The 15,511-nt window shown below is 43.4% G+C and carries 14 protein-coding genes and 1 pseudogene; 7 read left to right on the top strand and 8 right to left on the bottom strand.

The genetic code is table 11. The features are described 5' to 3' along the window. Positions 1-98 precede the first annotated feature (98 nt). Genes V7K60_RS16110 through pilM form a run of 3 tightly spaced genes read right to left on the bottom strand, consistent with a single transcriptional unit; the run spans position 99 to position 2,744 of the window. Positions 99-860, bottom strand: coding sequence for a pilus assembly protein PilO (locus V7K60_RS16110; protein WP_334926849.1), 762 nt, complete (start codon positions 858-860; stop codon positions 99-101). Continuing rightward, complete coding sequence (locus tag V7K60_RS16105; protein WP_334926848.1) at positions 857-1,633, bottom strand: PilN domain-containing protein; 777 nt, start codon at positions 1,631-1,633, stop codon at positions 857-859. Before V7K60_RS16105 ends, V7K60_RS16110 begins: the two co-directional genes overlap by 4 nt. Before the next feature lie 4 nt (positions 1,634-1,637). Then, positions 1,638-2,744 carry a type IV pilus biogenesis protein PilM gene (gene pilM, locus V7K60_RS16100; RefSeq protein WP_334926847.1) on the bottom strand — a complete coding sequence of 369 codons (1,107 nt, stop codon included), beginning with the start codon at positions 2,742-2,744 and terminating at the stop codon, positions 1,638-1,640. A gap of 152 nt (positions 2,745-2,896) precedes the next feature. On the opposite strand from pilM, the gene V7K60_RS16095 reads away from it, so the two are divergent. Then, a complete protein-coding gene (locus tag V7K60_RS16095; RefSeq protein ID WP_334926846.1) occupies positions 2,897-4,201 on the top strand; it encodes an ABC transporter substrate-binding protein in 1,305 nt (434 codons plus the stop codon). A gap of 131 nt (positions 4,202-4,332) precedes the next feature. On the opposite strand, the gene V7K60_RS16090 is transcribed toward V7K60_RS16095, so the two are convergent. Beyond that, a complete protein-coding gene (locus V7K60_RS16090; RefSeq protein WP_334926868.1) occupies positions 4,333-5,571 on the bottom strand; it encodes a hypothetical protein in 1,239 nt (412 codons plus the stop codon). Between the two features lie 45 nt (positions 5,572-5,616). Next, a pseudogene (locus V7K60_RS16080) lies at positions 5,617-6,276 on the bottom strand (integrin alpha); the annotation flags it as partial. Here V7K60_RS16080 and V7K60_RS16075 point away from each other — a divergent pair. Beyond that, positions 6,275-6,451, top strand: a complete 177-nt coding sequence (locus tag V7K60_RS16075; protein WP_334926869.1) for a hypothetical protein — start codon at positions 6,275-6,277, stop codon at positions 6,449-6,451. The pseudogene V7K60_RS16080 and the gene V7K60_RS16075 sit on opposite strands and share 2 nt — an antisense overlap. A gap of 660 nt (positions 6,452-7,111) precedes the next feature. Here the strand turns inward: V7K60_RS16075 and V7K60_RS16070 are convergent. From V7K60_RS16070 to V7K60_RS16060, 3 genes are all read right to left on the bottom strand, one after another. Continuing rightward, complete coding sequence (locus V7K60_RS16070) at positions 7,112-8,413, bottom strand: bifunctional folylpolyglutamate synthase/dihydrofolate synthase (protein WP_334926867.1); 1,302 nt, start codon at positions 8,411-8,413, stop codon at positions 7,112-7,114. 81 nt (positions 8,414-8,494) lie between these two features. Further along, positions 8,495-8,620: a photosystem II protein Y gene (locus V7K60_RS16065; RefSeq protein WP_334815914.1), complete on the bottom strand. Its 126-nt coding sequence runs from the start codon at positions 8,618-8,620 to the stop codon at positions 8,495-8,497. A 201-nt stretch (positions 8,621-8,821) separates the two neighbouring features. Next, positions 8,822-9,349 carry a gamma carbonic anhydrase family protein gene (locus V7K60_RS16060; protein WP_334926845.1) on the bottom strand — a complete coding sequence of 176 codons (528 nt, stop codon included), beginning with the start codon at positions 9,347-9,349 and terminating at the stop codon, positions 8,822-8,824. A 242-nt stretch (positions 9,350-9,591) separates the two neighbouring features. Between V7K60_RS16060 and V7K60_RS16055 the strand changes: the two genes are divergently transcribed. The 5 genes from V7K60_RS16055 to map all read left to right on the top strand — a co-directional run bounded on the left by V7K60_RS16055 (position 9,592) and on the right by map (position 15,443). Further along, complete coding sequence (locus tag V7K60_RS16055) at positions 9,592-10,101, top strand: TIGR02652 family protein (RefSeq protein WP_442939936.1); 510 nt, start codon at positions 9,592-9,594, stop codon at positions 10,099-10,101. Positions 10,102-10,174: 73 nt separating this feature from the next. Further along, a complete protein-coding gene (locus V7K60_RS16050; RefSeq protein ID WP_334926866.1) occupies positions 10,175-10,618 on the top strand; it encodes a VOC family protein in 444 nt (147 codons plus the stop codon). A gap of 142 nt (positions 10,619-10,760) precedes the next feature. After that, a complete protein-coding gene (locus V7K60_RS16045; RefSeq protein WP_334926844.1) occupies positions 10,761-13,640 on the top strand; it encodes a M16 family metallopeptidase in 2,880 nt (959 codons plus the stop codon). Positions 13,641-13,839: 199 nt separating this feature from the next. Continuing rightward, positions 13,840-14,244 carry a copper-binding protein gene (locus tag V7K60_RS16040; protein ID WP_334926843.1) on the top strand — a complete coding sequence of 135 codons (405 nt, stop codon included), beginning with the start codon at positions 13,840-13,842 and terminating at the stop codon, positions 14,242-14,244. A 371-nt stretch (positions 14,245-14,615) separates the two neighbouring features. Further along, complete coding sequence (gene map / locus V7K60_RS16035; protein WP_334926842.1) at positions 14,616-15,443, top strand: type I methionyl aminopeptidase; 828 nt, start codon at positions 14,616-14,618, stop codon at positions 15,441-15,443. The last annotated feature ends 68 nt before the right edge of the window (positions 15,444-15,511 follow it).

Genomic DNA, 15,511 nt, shown 5'->3' with positions numbered 1-15,511 from the left:
ACGTGAGTTTCAAAACCCTCAATATTTCCTTAGTCTGCAAGAAGGCTTTGTCTACGCTTGTGTAGCCGCTAATTCTATTCGTCCTAGCTCTAATTTGACTACTTTTTCGGGGCAGCTTTAGCTGCTGCTATTTCTTCTGGACTAAGTGGCATCAATACCTGTAACTGGAATGATGTATTAATCGCTGCAGGACCTACTTGCATCGGCGTTTTATCTAATGGGGATCTTGTTTCTGCTGGAGCTAAAGTTGCTTGATAATCTTTAACCATTAACAAAGGCTGTAACCGCTCAATGTTACGAATTATCGATTGTGTTTGTTCATAAGTTGCTGTAATCTCAGCGCTGATAGTACTGCGTTGCAGCTTGCCGTTAACCTGTTCTCCCAGACTTCCATCGGTAATCGGTTCTGGTTTTTGGGAAATCGGCACATATTTCTTCAGTTTGGCTTTTACTGCATTAATAGAAGTTGCAGTATTGCCAGACTCAATTAAGCGGTTCAAATCCAATAGCAATGTATCTAAGGTTTTTTCGTTAGCAAATAAACTTAAAACCTGAACTTTTTGCTGCTTTGCCTGTGCTAGTTCGTCTTTAACTTTATCAATCTGTTTGATATTGGCTTTTTTTTGCTCAATTTGCGCTTGCAGTTCAGAGCTTTTGGCTTGCTGCTGCTGATAGCTTTCCCAAGCTGGCATCAGCAGGTTTAAAAATATATAAGCTGCTCCCGCTAAACCAACTACCCCCACCAAGATCCCAATAATTTTTGGTGTAAAGGCAATACCAAATACCACAGGTGCGGCTGGCGTTGCCGGATCGAATTCCCCACCTTGTTCGGCAAAATTTAAATCATCACTCAGCGTCATTTTGAAATGACTCCTGTTTGTTGCATATTACGAATTCGAGTTACTAACCCCACTGTGCCTTTTTTTTCCAACTCTCGAATTAATTCCGATGCTGGAACGTTGTTCATACTTGATTGAATAGTGTATTTAACTACTTGAGGTGGCTTAATTATTACATCATTAGAAGATTGACTCGCACTTGATGTTAAGGGAGCCTCTACTAACGTTGCTGTCAGAATTCTGGTTTCTGTGGGCTTTAAAAACTGAGACTGTTGTAAACTCAATAAGAAATCATTGACATCATTAAAGGAACGAGCCAATCCGTTAATTTCTAATCCCCCTGCGGGATTATTTGGTGGCTGACCTGCTGCTACCGCTATAGGTGGGATTTGCTTAATGTTCTCGATTTGTACTGCCATTGGGATGCGATCGCGCAAATCTTGCAACATTGCTGACCAAGGACGAATCTGGTCAAATACAGTTACTAAAGCTTGGGTTTCCCCTTTAACTGCGTTCGTCTCGGCTTTGATATTGTTAAGATTTCCTATTTCTGTATCTAATCTCTTGCTTTCTTGGTCTAGTTGTGCGATCTGACCATCTAATTCAACAATCTTCCCTTGCAGGAACCACCAACCAACTCCTAATAAAGCTGGAAGACCTACACCTACTGCAACTCCCACATACAGTAGTGTCAAATCTCCCGTAGGAAACTTTAGGGCTATTCCTCCCTTTCTCTCTGGCTTTTTCTGGTATGCTGGACGGTCTTTAAGAAAGTTAACATCTAGGCTGTACATTTTATTACACCTCCCGCATTCCTAGACCGAGTACAATCGCCAAGCCAGAGCGTTGTACCTGTGGATATTTATCTGTGTCCACTTCCAAAGACAAAGATCCGATTGGATCTATTTGGGTAGTTGGCAAGCTCAATCGTTGGGTAAAAAATTCATCTAGCTGTTGAAGTCCACCTCCTGGCCCAGCTAATAAAATCTGCGCTACCTCCAAATTTTCACTTTGATTCAGGTAAAAATCGATGGAACGGCGCAGTTCATCCGTTAGTTCTCCCAAGACTCTCAATATGGCAGCCATGCCAGGATTGAGTTCGGTAACGCCAGTTTTACCGCCGTCTATGGGAGTTGCAGGAATAACCATTCCGTGTAACAGTTCCATATCTCGTGATGTAGGTAAGCTCATTGCCCTTGCTAAGGCAGTTTGCATTTGATAAGTCCCGATTGGGACTGTGCGCGAAAATTGTGGCACTCCGTTAACGATGATGGCGATTTCTGTACTGTCAAACTCGATATCAACTAGTACTGCTGCTTCTTGCGGGCCAAATTGTCGCAGTTGTTCGCGAATAGTCCGAATCAGAGCAAAACTGTTAATTTCTAAAACATCAATTTGTAATCCGGCCTGCTCGAATGTACTTATATAGGTATCTGTGATCTCCTTGCGGGTGGCAACTAGGAGTACATGTACTTTTTCAATGCCATCTTCATCTACAAAGTACCCAAGTTTCTGATAATCTACATCAGCCTCTTCACGAGGATAGGGTAAATACAAACCTGCTTCATGGTTCAGCACCATTTCTCGCAGTTCTTTATCATCTAACTCTGCTGGCACTGGTATAATCCGAACGATAGAATCTCGTCCTGGTACACCAGTAGCAACGCGAGAGGTTTTGATTTTGCTCTCAGCTAGCGCTTGCTGGATTAATTGCGCCATTGCTGGAGGGTCGCTGATTTGACCATCGATAACTATCCCTTCTGGAACTGCTACCGATGCATAGATTTCTAGTTTCAAGCCTTGACCCTGCTTGCGTAGCTGAACAACATTTACCCGTTCGGGAGCAAGTTCAATGCCTACCCCTTTTTTCGATTTGCCAAACAGACTATTGAAGCTTTTTACCACAGTTGTGCCCGCTGGACTGCTAAATTGAAAATTTAAATTTGTTGCAGTAAAGGCGTTATATATTACGTCTTTACGGGTAATTTATTTAGCCTATAATCTCAACAATTCTGTCTAAGCTTTTCACACCGATCAAGCGTATAAATACTGGGAAAATGATTCAATTGCGAAAATCTAAACAACTTATTGCCTTGGTACTGCTTGGCTTATTAACCAGTTGGATTGTAAGTTGCAGTACAGGTAATGTTAATACAAATACAAAACAAGCTACTTCAGGAGTGGGAACTGTTGAGTTTTGGACAATGCAACTCCAACCTCAATTTACCGACTACTTCAAAAGCTTGATTGCGAATTTTGAATCGCAAAATCCAAGTATAAAGATTAACTGGGTCGATGTACCTTGGGCGGCAATGGAGAACAAAATATTAACAGCTGTCTCCGCAAAAACGCCACCTGATGTAGTTAACTTGAATCCGGGTTTTGCTTCTCAGCTTGCCGGACGAAATGCCTGGTTAGATTTAGATGCGAAAGTCCCAAACGATGTACGTTCCTCCTATCTGCCGAATATCTGGGAATCTTCTACGCTTAATGGCAAGAGTTTTGGGATTCCTTGGTATCTCACCACACGGCTAACCATTTATAACACTGATTTATTAAAACAGGCAGGTATCAATAAATCACCTGCAACCTACGCAGAATTGGCACAAGCAGCGCAACAAATTAAAGATAAGACGGGGAAATATGCCTTTTTTGTGACTTTCGTACCGCAAGATTCTGGTGAAGTGCTGGAATCTTTTGTGCAAATGGGAGTCACTCTAATAGATGCTGAGGGTAAAGCGGCGTTTAATTCAGCACCAGGGAAAGCTGCGTTTCAGTATTGGGTAGACTTGTATAAAAAAGGGTTGCTTCCTAAAGAGGCTTTAACCCAAGGACATCGCCACGCGATCGATTTATATCAATCTGGAGAAACGGCGTTTCTCGCTTCTGGGCCAGAGTTTCTGAAAACGATCGCTAATAATGCCCCGAAAATTGCTGAAGCTACGGCAATAGCCCCTCAACTGACTGGTGACACAGGCAAGAAAAATGTCGCGGTGATGAATATGGTTATTCCCCGTAACACTAAACAACCAGACGCCTCTGTAAAGTTTGCTTTATTTGTCACCAATGACGAAAATCAGTTAGCCTTTGCTAAAGCTGCAAATGTTCTACCTTCTACAATCAAAGCATTGTCTGATAGTTACTTTAAAGATATTCCAGCCAATGCTTCAACAATAGAAAAAGCGCGAGTTATGAGCGCTCAAGAACTGCCAAAGGCAGAAATATTGACCCCTACCTTGAAGGATTTCAACAAACTGCAAAAGGCAGTTTACGAAAACTTGCAAGCAGCAATGTTAGGGCAGAAGACTGTAGATAAAGCTGTAGAAGATGCGGCGCAAGAGTGGAACAGTACTAGGAGTTAGGAAACAAACGAAAAATAAATAGCTAAATATAAGAATTCCGGGGCGGAAAATGGATGTAAGACTTACGCTTACATTGTCAGAACTTAGGCAAGTTGCGTAAGTCCTGTTTGAAAAAGGGTGTCTTGGACAAACTACGCTTGCACCACAAAATCTAATGCCATAAGAGTTGGCGCACCTGTTAGAGTCGCAAATAGACCACCGCTACCAAAACCAGCCGCGCTGCCATTTTGATTGTAGAACAACTGCCCACTCACAGGATCGTAGACAATTTTTGCCGTGCTAGTCCCTGCTGAAGAAGTGATTTCAAAATCAGTGCTGTTACTAAAACTTGCTCCCGCAGTTGAAGCGATCGCACTAAAAGTAGTTTTATCTAGGATAATTTGATCGCCTTGGGACCTCTTAAAGTCAGCGATCGCATCTACACCAATACCACTCAGGGCAAAAGCAGCATCGGTGTTGTAAAGGAATTTGTCAGCACTTGTACCACCTGTGAGTACGTCATTGCCAGCACCGCCAACGAGAGTATCATTGCCGAATCCACCAGTGAGAGTATCATCGCCGAATCCACCCCGCAACAGGTCATTACCACCGAAGCCATTAATAATGTCGTTCCCAGCATTGCCGTCGATGATGTTGTTGCTGTCTGTGCCGACAAGAGTATCTTTACCAGCAGTTCCCGTTAGGTTAATGGTGCTGCTCTTGCCTATATTCTTCCCACCAAATACCACGTAGGCCTGCCCTCCTGAATTGGTGTCGTTGGGGGAGGCTTTTGGTGCCCCGATAATCAGGTCAGCGATGCCATCTGAGTTGACATCTCCGGCACTGCTGACAGAATTGCCTGACCAGTCCAATAAACTGATGCCATTGATAATGAAGCCGTTAGCACCGTTAAGGTCAGAGAGGTTGAGAGTGGCGCTCCATCCTGTGCTCTTGCCAAATACCACGTAGCTTTGCCCAGATAAGTAGCCATTGGGGTCGGCTCCAGATGCCCCGATAATCAGGTCGTCGATGCCGTCGGAGTTGACATCTCCGGCACTGCTGACAGAAAAGCCTGATTCGTCATATTCATTGATGCCGTTGATCGCAAAACCGTTAGCGCCGTTAAGGTCGGAGAGGTTGAAAGTGGCGCTCCATCCTGTGCTCTTGCCAAATACCACGTAGCTCTGCCCTGACCCGAGGCCGTTAGCGCCGGCAAATCTTGCCCCAATAATCAAGTCGTCGATACCGTCGGAGTTAATATCTCCAGCACTGCTGACAGAAATGCCTGATTCGTCATATTCATTGATGCCGTTGATGGCGAAGCCGTTAGCGCCGTTGAGGTCAGAGAGGTTGAGAGTGGCGTTCCATCCTGTGCTCTTGCCAAATACCACGTAGCTCTGCCCTAACGCGATGCCGTTGGGGTCGGCACGCTGTGCCCCGATAATCAGGTCAGCGATGCCGTCGGAGTTGACATCTCCGGCACTGCTGACAGAAAAGCCTGAGGAGTCATCCTGATTGATGCCGTTGATCGCGAAGCCGTTAGTGCCGTTGAGGTCAGAGAGGTTGAGAGTGGCGCTCCATCCTGTCCTCTTACCAAATACCACGTAGCTTTGCCCTGAATTGGAGCCGTTGGGGTCGGCATGGTATGCTCCGATAATCAAGTCAGCGATGCCGTCAGAGTTAACATCTCCGGCACTGCTGACAGAACGACCTAAAATGTCATATTTATTGATGCCGTTGATGGCGAAGCCGTTAGCGCCGTTGAGGTCAGAGAGGTTGAGAGTGGCGCTCCATCCTGTGCTCTTGCCAAATACCACGTAGCTCTGCCCTGACGAGTAGCCATTGGGGTTGGCTCCAAATGCCCCGATAATCAGGTCAGCGATGCCGTCGGAGTTGACATCTCCGGCACTACTGACAGAAATGCCTGAGGCGTCACCTTTATTGATGCCGTTGATCGCGAAGCCATTAGCGCCGTTGAGGTCAGAGAGGTTGAGTTGGGGGCTAAAGCCTGTGCTCTTGCCAAACACCACGTAGCTCTGCCCTGAAAGGGAGCCGTTAGGGTTTGCAAAATATGCCCCGATAATTAGGTCAGCGATGCCGTCGGAGTTGACATCTCCAGCACTACTGACAGAAACGCCTGATTCGTCACCTCTATTGATACCGTTGATCGCGAAGCCGTTAGCACCGTTGAGGTCAGAGAGATTCAATGATGAATTAACCATGATTTTCTCATGTATTGGTAGTGATTTAGGAAGTCGAGAGCCTTGGTAAATGGAATTGGCGGCTACACAAAGTCTTTTTGCCTGTGCGGACTCACAAAAAATTCCAGTTTTGAAACCTGCTTTCGTGCAGCGTCCCCTTTGTAATTCGTAATACTCGTATGCAGGCAACAAGCAAGCTACGTAATTCGTAATTAGGAAGTTTAATCACGAATTACAAGGCTTACAATTACCAGTTGTGTAGATGTGCGTAGGCATCACCCTTACGAGGTGACAAATTCAAGCTAAGAAAAATTGTACCTCAACAGCGATGCCTGCAGCGGGCGTAGATACAGCATTCATCCTCAGCAGCTAGTAGAATTACCCGCAGCTTCATTCCAAGAATGAGCATTTTTCTTCTATGAAACTTAAATTACTTGTGTGAGTGATGATACACCAACACCTGCCTTAAGCCGCTTCTCTACGAGACGCTTTGTGAATGGATCTAGATGAATTGCCGCTACAGCTTGTAGTTTTGCCTAAATTCTATAGGCGTATCTTCAAAAATAAATGCTATTAGTGTCTTAACTTTGAACATTTGCAGCAAATGTTATTACATATATAAGAAAGGCTTAAGTATTTGCAAGAAATGTATAATCATTTGCTGCAATCACTTTAACCTTTGTAACAACTACTCTTACATATATAAGAAAGGCTTAAGTATTTGCAACAATTATTGTAGTGAATTTATAGATATAGCTGTTGCTAAAAAATCGCCTACTAAATAAAGTGAACCACACACAATTATTAAATCGTCTGTGGTAGTGGTTGAGGTTGCGGTTTCGAGTGCTGTGAATAAATCTGGATGGATTTGGCGATCGCTTAATTCGGGACAGAGGCTGTAAGCTAGGTTTGATAAGTAGTCTAGATTAGCGGAAGTTCTACCAGGCCAAGGTTCTACTGGTATTGGCACTAAAAAAAGGCGATCGCTTGGTCGCAGTAAGGCGGTAAAAATATCAGTATGATCCTTATCGGCAAACATTCCCATAACCCAATTGACGGGCTTAGGGTTAACTGCGTCTAAGCTATCGACATACTGGCGAAGAACTTCGGCGGCGGCGGTATTATGAGCGCCATCAAGTAATAATGTATGGTTTTTCCAAGTAGTCCATTGCATCCGCCCTGGCCATTTAGTTTTTGCCATACCGTTAATTATGGCTTCTTCTGAAATCTGCCAACCCTGTTGTTGGAGAATTTCTAAAGCAGCTAAAGCCAAAGCTGAATTAGTTAACTGAATCTGTCCCGCTAACGGCAACGGATATTTAATTAAATTAGAATTTTGAATATTTTGATATTCTGCCCATCCTGTAGCGATTTGACGGGCGGGTTGAGGTGTAAAAATTGGACATTGTAATTCTAAGGCACGCGATCGCACCACTTGGTCTGCCTCTGGTGGTAATGGCCCAACCACAACGGGACATCCAGATTTGAGAATACCTGCTTTTTCTCTAGCAATATCAGCAAGGGTAGGGCCAAGTTGCTGCCAGTGTTCCCGGCTAATGGAAGTAATCAGCGTAACCAGAGGTTCCAAGCAGGCATTGGTAGCATCTAAGCGCCCTCCTAGTCCGACTTCTACCACAGCCACATCAACTTGCTGCTGGGCAAAATATAACCAAGCGGCAGCCGTAATTACTTCAAACTGAGTTGCCGATTCGTCATCAGGGCGAATAGCCGCTTGGACTTTTTCTAATAATTGACTCAATTCCTCAGAGGAAATTTGCTGTTCATTCAGACAAATACGTTCCGTCCAATCAACTAAATGAGGGGAAGTGTAGCGTCCTGTACGATAACCAGCCTCAGTGAGTACGGAGGAAAGATAGGCACAAACTGAACCTTTGCCATTAGTGCCAGCAATATGAATTACTGGGACTTGGTGATGAGGATAGCCAAGATTTGCCAATAGATTGACAATGCGATCAAGTCCCAGATGGACACCAAAGCGTTGCAGCAGTTGTATTACAGAATCGATATCCAAAGAAGGGGAGTGGGGAGTAGGGAGATGGGTGAGTAGAGGAGCAGGGGGAAATGCCCAATGCCCCATGCCCGATTAATCAATTTAGGCTTCCCGATCAAAAAAGCCTTGAATTTGTCTTAAAGCCGCAGCGCCAATATTAAACACTGCCCAGCTAGCGGCAATAACAACTGGTGCTAAAACGATCGCTATACGAAAATCGATATCCATATCTAGAATCCCTCTCTTAAGTAGAAATTAAAGTTTTGTCAACAGCTCTCATTTTTATTTTTAGCTGAAGTGGGCAATTTTTCCAAATACAAATGTAAAGAATATTTAATTTATGGGGCACTTGTACTGAGCGACTTGTGCCGAGCGAAGCCGAGGTAAGCCGAAGTATTGGGCATTGGTTATTCCCCTTGTCCTTACTCCTTAAGACTTCTTAAAACCAATATCAGTACCTTTACCAGCATGAACTAAAGCTAACTTTTGGTAACGTTTAGCGTGTTCAATCAGTTCTGCGGCTTCAACATCTGTTACTTGGCGTAACACTTTACCTGGAATACCGACAACTAAGGACAAAGGCGGTACATTTTTAGTTACCACTGCGCCAGCACCAATAATGCTACCAGCGCCCACTCGTACCCCATCTAAAATCACTGCGCCAATACCAATCAAACTTCCACGCTCAATGTAAGCAGAATGTACTACAGCGCGATGCCCTACGGTAACATGATTTTCTAAAATTGTTGGAAAACCAGCGTCACCATGTAGAATTGCACCATCTTGAATATTGGTGCATTCGCCAATTTCAATTTGTTCTACATCTCCCCTCACCACTGCTCCATACCAAATGCTCACTCCTGTTGCTATATTTACCGAACCCATAACAACAGCATTGTCCGCAATGAAGGCAGCTTGAGAAAAATCAGGAGATGTCCAGTAAGAAGCGGTAGACACGATAGAATATGAATATGGTACCCAGGAACACTGGAGAAACTCCAACCTTTGAGGCTGGTTGCACAACCAGGATATCACAGCGTCAAGCCTCTACGCTGAGGAAAACACTAGTGAACAATGTTCCTGCTGCAACACCGTGTCTATGCAGCAGTGAGCAAGTAACCCAAAGTGGTTGAGCCGAAGTGTATAATCCAACCCACTAGTGCTGGTGAAGACAAAATTATGTTTGTACGCACTTCATGATGAATCCAGGTTTGCAGTACCCGATGTTTGGGCCGGAAATACAGTGTCCCCATTGTCGCCAGACTATTCCGGCGCTGACACTAACAGATACCTATTTGTGTCCGCGTCATGGCGCGTTTGAAGCTAATCCTAAAAATGGAGAGTTAATCCATTTGCAATCAGGGCGTCATTGGCGGAGGTGGAATAATGAATGGTATAGACAACATACTCATCCTGATGGTATCCGCTTTGAAATTCACGAAGCATTAGACAAGCTCTATACCCAAGGCTTTCGAGCAACACGAGTGATTATTGCTCGACGCTATCAGGAATTGATGAGTGGCTACTTAGAACGCAGCACACCTTGGCGTTCTGGACAACCAGAAGCTACTGCTGCGCGTTTGTACGGTTTACCCGTGGAGTTTAGCCCCGATACCTCAGATGATGCCTGTTGGGAAGTGATTAATTTTGACTTGGAAAAAGAGCCTGGTGTCCCTGTACGCTACCCTTATTTCAGGTTATTTGAATAATGGTCATTGGTCATTGGTCATTGGTCATTGGTCATTTGACAAATGACTAATGACAACTGACAAAGGACAAATTATGCACCACGCTTCTATTCGGACTGCGAATATTCATCGAGCGATCGCTTTTTACGAACATTTAGGGTTTACAATCTCAGAACGCTTTACCACAGGCTGCACCCTAGCTTGCTGGATGGAAGGATTGGGCGGCAGAATTGAACTAATCCAAATTCCCGAACCAAAACCAGCCCCAGATGCCTTTGCTGACGAACATTATGTGGGATATTATCATCTCTCGTTTGATTTAACTGAGATTACACCAGATTTACCTAGCTGGTTGACCAGTTTACAAGAACGTGTATCTATAGCTGCTGATAGTCAAACCGAAGGATTAGAACCGGTGAAGGTGCTTTTAGAGCCGACACAACAGCAAATAGGCGATCGCATTTACGAAGTAGCTTTCATCGCCGATACCGATGGCTTACCTCTGGAATTCATTCGGGTTTTAGCAAAACTCCCGTAATTTAGCTTTTTTATTACCTTTGTTGCTAATATATTGTTTTTCTGCATTGTTACTGAAGTCACAGATTTTTTTGCCAGATTAAACTATATTCACTCACCCAAATAACTATGTAACTTAATTTACAGATATATCTACTAAATACATGTATGGATTTTCCAAATTTTATAAATATCCCTTGCCGTTATTACTTTTAAGTTTATGGCTAGTAGCAGTTTTTTTGTTGAGCGAACGACCTGCTCATAGCCAACATCCAGTTATATCTAATAAAGAAAAATATCAGTCAACCTTGCTAGCAAAAAGAATAATGCCCTCAACACTGACAGAAAATGTCCGCAAGACAGTGCTAGAGAATGGTCTAACTGTCCTGACAAAGGAAGTGCATACTGCGCCAGTGGTGACGGTGCAGGTGTGGTACAAGGTTGGCTCACGCAACGAAGAACCGGGTGTGAATGGCATTGCCCACCAGTTGGAACACATGATGTTTAAAGGCACTCGCAATCGTCCAATTCAATTTGGACGTTTGTTTAGTGCTTTAGGTAGTGATTCCAATGCTTTCACCAGCTACGATCAAACTGCATATTACGGTACTGTGGAACGAAACAAGCTGAAAGCGCTTTTGGTGCTGGAAGCAGACAGAATGCGAAATTCCCAGATTGAGCCGGAGCAATTAGCGAGTGAAAAGCGGGTAGTAATTTCGGAGTTACAGGGTTACGAAAATAGTCCAGAATATCGCCTCAACCGCGCCCTCATGCAAGCGGTGTTTCCCAATCATGCTTACGGGTTGCCTGTAGGTGGTACTAAAGCTGATGTCGAGAAATTTGAAGTTGAGCAGGTAGAAAAATATTACCGCAATTTTTACACTCCCGATAATGCCGTCTTAGTGATTGTTGGAGATTTTCAAACTGCAAACACCCTCGAAACAATTAAAGAAGTATTTGGCAAATTACCAAAGAGGCAGGAGGCAGGAGTTATTTCTCCCTCATCTCCATCACTCAGCACTCAGCACGGGCTAAACCTTAGCTATCCGCTAACAGTACGGGCTAAACGCCCCGCTACCGCTAACAGCACTCCCATAGTATTGCGAGAACCGGGAGCAGGGCGGCTGTTACAAGTTGTGTATCCGCTACCGGATGCAAATCAACCGGATGTTCCAGCGCTGGATGTGATGGATTACATCTTGACAGAGGGACGGAATTCTAGACTTTATCAGGTATTGGTGGAATCAGGTTTAGCTAGTGAAGTTACAGCATCCGTCACCAGTTTGCGAGAATCTGGCTGGTATGAGGTGTTGGTAACGGCTGGAGCTAAACAAGATTTGAAAAAAATTGACTCAATGTTGAGTAGTGCGATCGCTAATGTAGCAGAAAAAGGTGTGACATCTGAGGAAGTAGAACGAGCTAAAACTCAACTAACAGCAGATGTAATTTTGAGTAACCGTGATATAACCTCTCAAGCAATGCGATTGGGCACTGATGAGACAACTGTTGGTGATTATCGCTACACAGATCGCTATTTAGCAGCTGTTGCTCTGGTGAAGCCGACAGATGTTGTTGCTGTCATTAACAAATACTTGACAAAAGAAGCGCGGACAGTAGGCTTTTTTGAACCAACCCAGAAGCGGATAACAGAAGTTGCTGATAAACCAGACTCAGCCCAAACTATAGAAAATTTCTCTCCTGGGGCACCTGTGCTTTTTTCTGAGGTGATGAAGTACTTACCGCCTGTGGATTTGGCTACAGATGCGATTCCCCAAGTCTTACCAGATGAATTTAAATTTACCAACGGATTGCGGATATTATTGTTACCCGATCGGAGTACTCCCACAGTTACCTTGAGCGGCTATATTCAAGCTGGGACAGAATTTGATCCAGATAATAAAGCTGGGTTGGCTGCTTTTGTGGCAGATAATTTGCTAAATGGCACGAAGAACAAGGATGTTTTAACTATTGCTAAAGTCTTAGGAGAACGAGGGGCAAGTCTAGACTTTCAAACCTACCGCGAAGGTGTGCATATCGAAGGTGATAGTTTAGCAGATGATTTGCCGATACTCCTAGAGATATTGGCAGATGTTGTTAAAAATAGTACCTTTCCAACCAAAGAGTTGGAACTGCATCGCCAACAAACCTTAACTGATTTGCAACAGGAATTAGATGAGCCATCAGAAGTAGCTAGAAGAGTATTTGTTCAGTCAATTTATCCGAAAAAACATCCCTTACATACTTTTCCCACAGAGGAGAGTTTACAGCAGATTCAGCGCCAGGATGTGATTGATTTCAAAACTAAACATTATCGTCCAGATACAACAGTGCTAGCGCTGGTGGGAGATTTTGATCTAGACAAAGTGCGATCGCTCATTCACAATAAGTTTGGAGACTGGGAAGTTAGCGGTCAAGCACCCACATTAAAATATCCCTCGGTGGCAATGCCGGAGAAAATAGTCAGTGTCAACCCAGTTTTACCAGATAAAGTCCAAGCTGTAACTTATATGGGTTACACAGGCATTAACCGTTATGATCCTCGGTTTCAGGCAGCCTTAGTATTGAACCAGATTTTGGGAGGCGATACCTTATCTAGTAGACTGGGTGCAGAAGTGCGCGATCGCCAAGGTTTGAGCTATGGAATTTATAGCTCCTTTGAAGCTGGAAAAAATGCGGGCACATTTTTGATAGAAATGCAAACTAGTCCTGAAGATAGCAGTAAAGCGATCGCTAGTACCCGCCAGATGCTACAGCAAATCCATCAACAAGGTGTAACTGCACTAGAAGTAGAAACAGCTAAACGCACCCTCATCAGCAACTACAACGTTTCCCTGGCAAATCCAGAGGAATTAACAGATAGAATTCTGATGAATGAGGTATACGGATTAGATAAAGTAGAATTGCACTCCTTCACTGATAAAATCCAGAAAGTCACCCTTACCCAAGTTAACCAGGCGGCTCATGAGTTACTCCATCCAGATCAAATCGTAGTCGTTACTGCTGGACCATCTGTGTTAGCAGAGAAAAGTATTAGGCAGAAATAGGCACTGGGCATGGATAATATAAAGAATAGGTAAAGTGATTTTTCCCGCTACCTATTAATTGTTCTTGCTCATTAGCATTGCCTTTTGAGAATTAATGATGAAAATTTATAACTATTTTTACGAAATTGTAATTAAATCCCTTACTTTCACACTTGCTGATTAGATACAAATATTACAGTGTAACTACGTTATATTAACGATGCTTTTAGCTCTAAATTTCATCGCTGCTACTCCAGCAATGGCGGCGAATTTGTCTGGCGATTTGCTCAAGCAACCAGCTACAGAAATTACAGTTAGCTTGGGTAATTCAGCTAACAAACTCAAGTTTGAGCCAAATCATTTGGAATTTGAGGTTGGCAAACGCTATCAACTACGGCTTACTAATCCCAGCCAACTGAAGCACTATTTTACCGCTAAAGATTTTGCCGATGGCATCTGGACACAAAAAGTTGAAGCAGGCAAAGTAGAAATCAAAGGAGCCATTCACGAACTGGAACTCAAGCCCAGTCCTGAAGCCGAATCGGTATTTGTCCCTCTGAAATCTGGTACTTATGGCTTACGTTGTACAATACCAGAATATACAGAAGCAGGTATGACTGGATAAATTGCCATCAAGAATTAAAAATTAAAGATAATGGAGCTAAATACAACAACATTTTATTAAATTCTCTGCGCACCTTTGCGCTTACCTTTGTGCCGCTCTGCGTTTAAATTTCAACCCTCAATTCATCACAAGTTTAGACAAAACTGTACCAACTTCCATAGTGCGTTGTGAAAAATAACTTAGGGCGTTTTTGATTCAAATCCAACACATTAGGAGTATGCAAATATGTTATTCTATATACATTAGCGCCCAAAATAGAAGAATCCCTATCAAAGATTAAAATAACTTAAATTATAGATATTATTTCTCAATTAACCTAGAGAAAGCATTGATACTTCAGCGTCAGAGCCACTAGTAATTATTAATTTCCCATGAACATTTTCAGTAACTTACTTTCTCAAGCGACTCAACCTGCACCTGCGAAAAAACAGCGCCGAGGAATTGAAATTAAATCGCCGCGTGAAATTGAAATCATGCGGCAATCATCGACAATTGTAGCAACTGTCCTAAAAGAAATTTCCGAGCTAGTAAAGCCAGGAATGACTACGGGTGATTTGGATACTTATGCAGAAAAGCGCATCCGCGAAATGGGTGCAACACCGAGTTTTAAAGGATATCACGGTTTTCCCGGTTCTATTTGCTCCAGCATTAATAATGAAGCAGTACATGGCATTCCTAGCCCCAAGAAAGTGATTCGTGTCGGGGATGTATTAAAAGTAGATACGGGCGCTTATTACCAAGGCTTTCATGGTGATTCTTGCATTTCAATTGCTGTCGGTGAAGTGACGCAAGAAGCTGCTAAATTAATTCGCGTAGCAGAAGAAGCTTTATATAAAGGCATTGAGCAAGTTAAGGCTGGTGTATATCTGCTTGACTTAGCTGGAGCAATTGAAGATCATGTGAAATCTAACGGCTTTAGTATAGTTGAAGAGTTCACTGGACACGGCGTCGGTCGTAACCTGCATGAAGAACCTTCAGTATTTAACTATCGTACTCGTGAGATGCCGAATGTTAAACTCCGGGCAGGGATGACACTGGCAATTGAGCCAATTTTAAATGCAGGTTCTAGACACACGCGGACATTATCTGACCGTTGGACAGCAGTCACGATGGATAATTCTTTGTCGGCTCAATTTGAGCATACAGTTTTGGTAACAGAGACTGGTTATGAGATTTTGACTGACCGTTCTAAGGTATAATTGTTAGTTGTAATTATCTATTGTTGAGAGGTGAAGCGTCAAAAGAAGACGATTTACCTCTTTATTTT

It is taken from the genome of Nostoc sp. (assembly GCF_036917555.1).
In the GTDB taxonomy this organism is placed as follows: domain Bacteria; phylum Cyanobacteriota; class Cyanobacteriia; order Cyanobacteriales; family Nostocaceae; genus Nostoc.
Note: the sequence above shows the minus strand (reverse complement) of the source record. Positions and strands in the feature narration are given on the sequence as shown.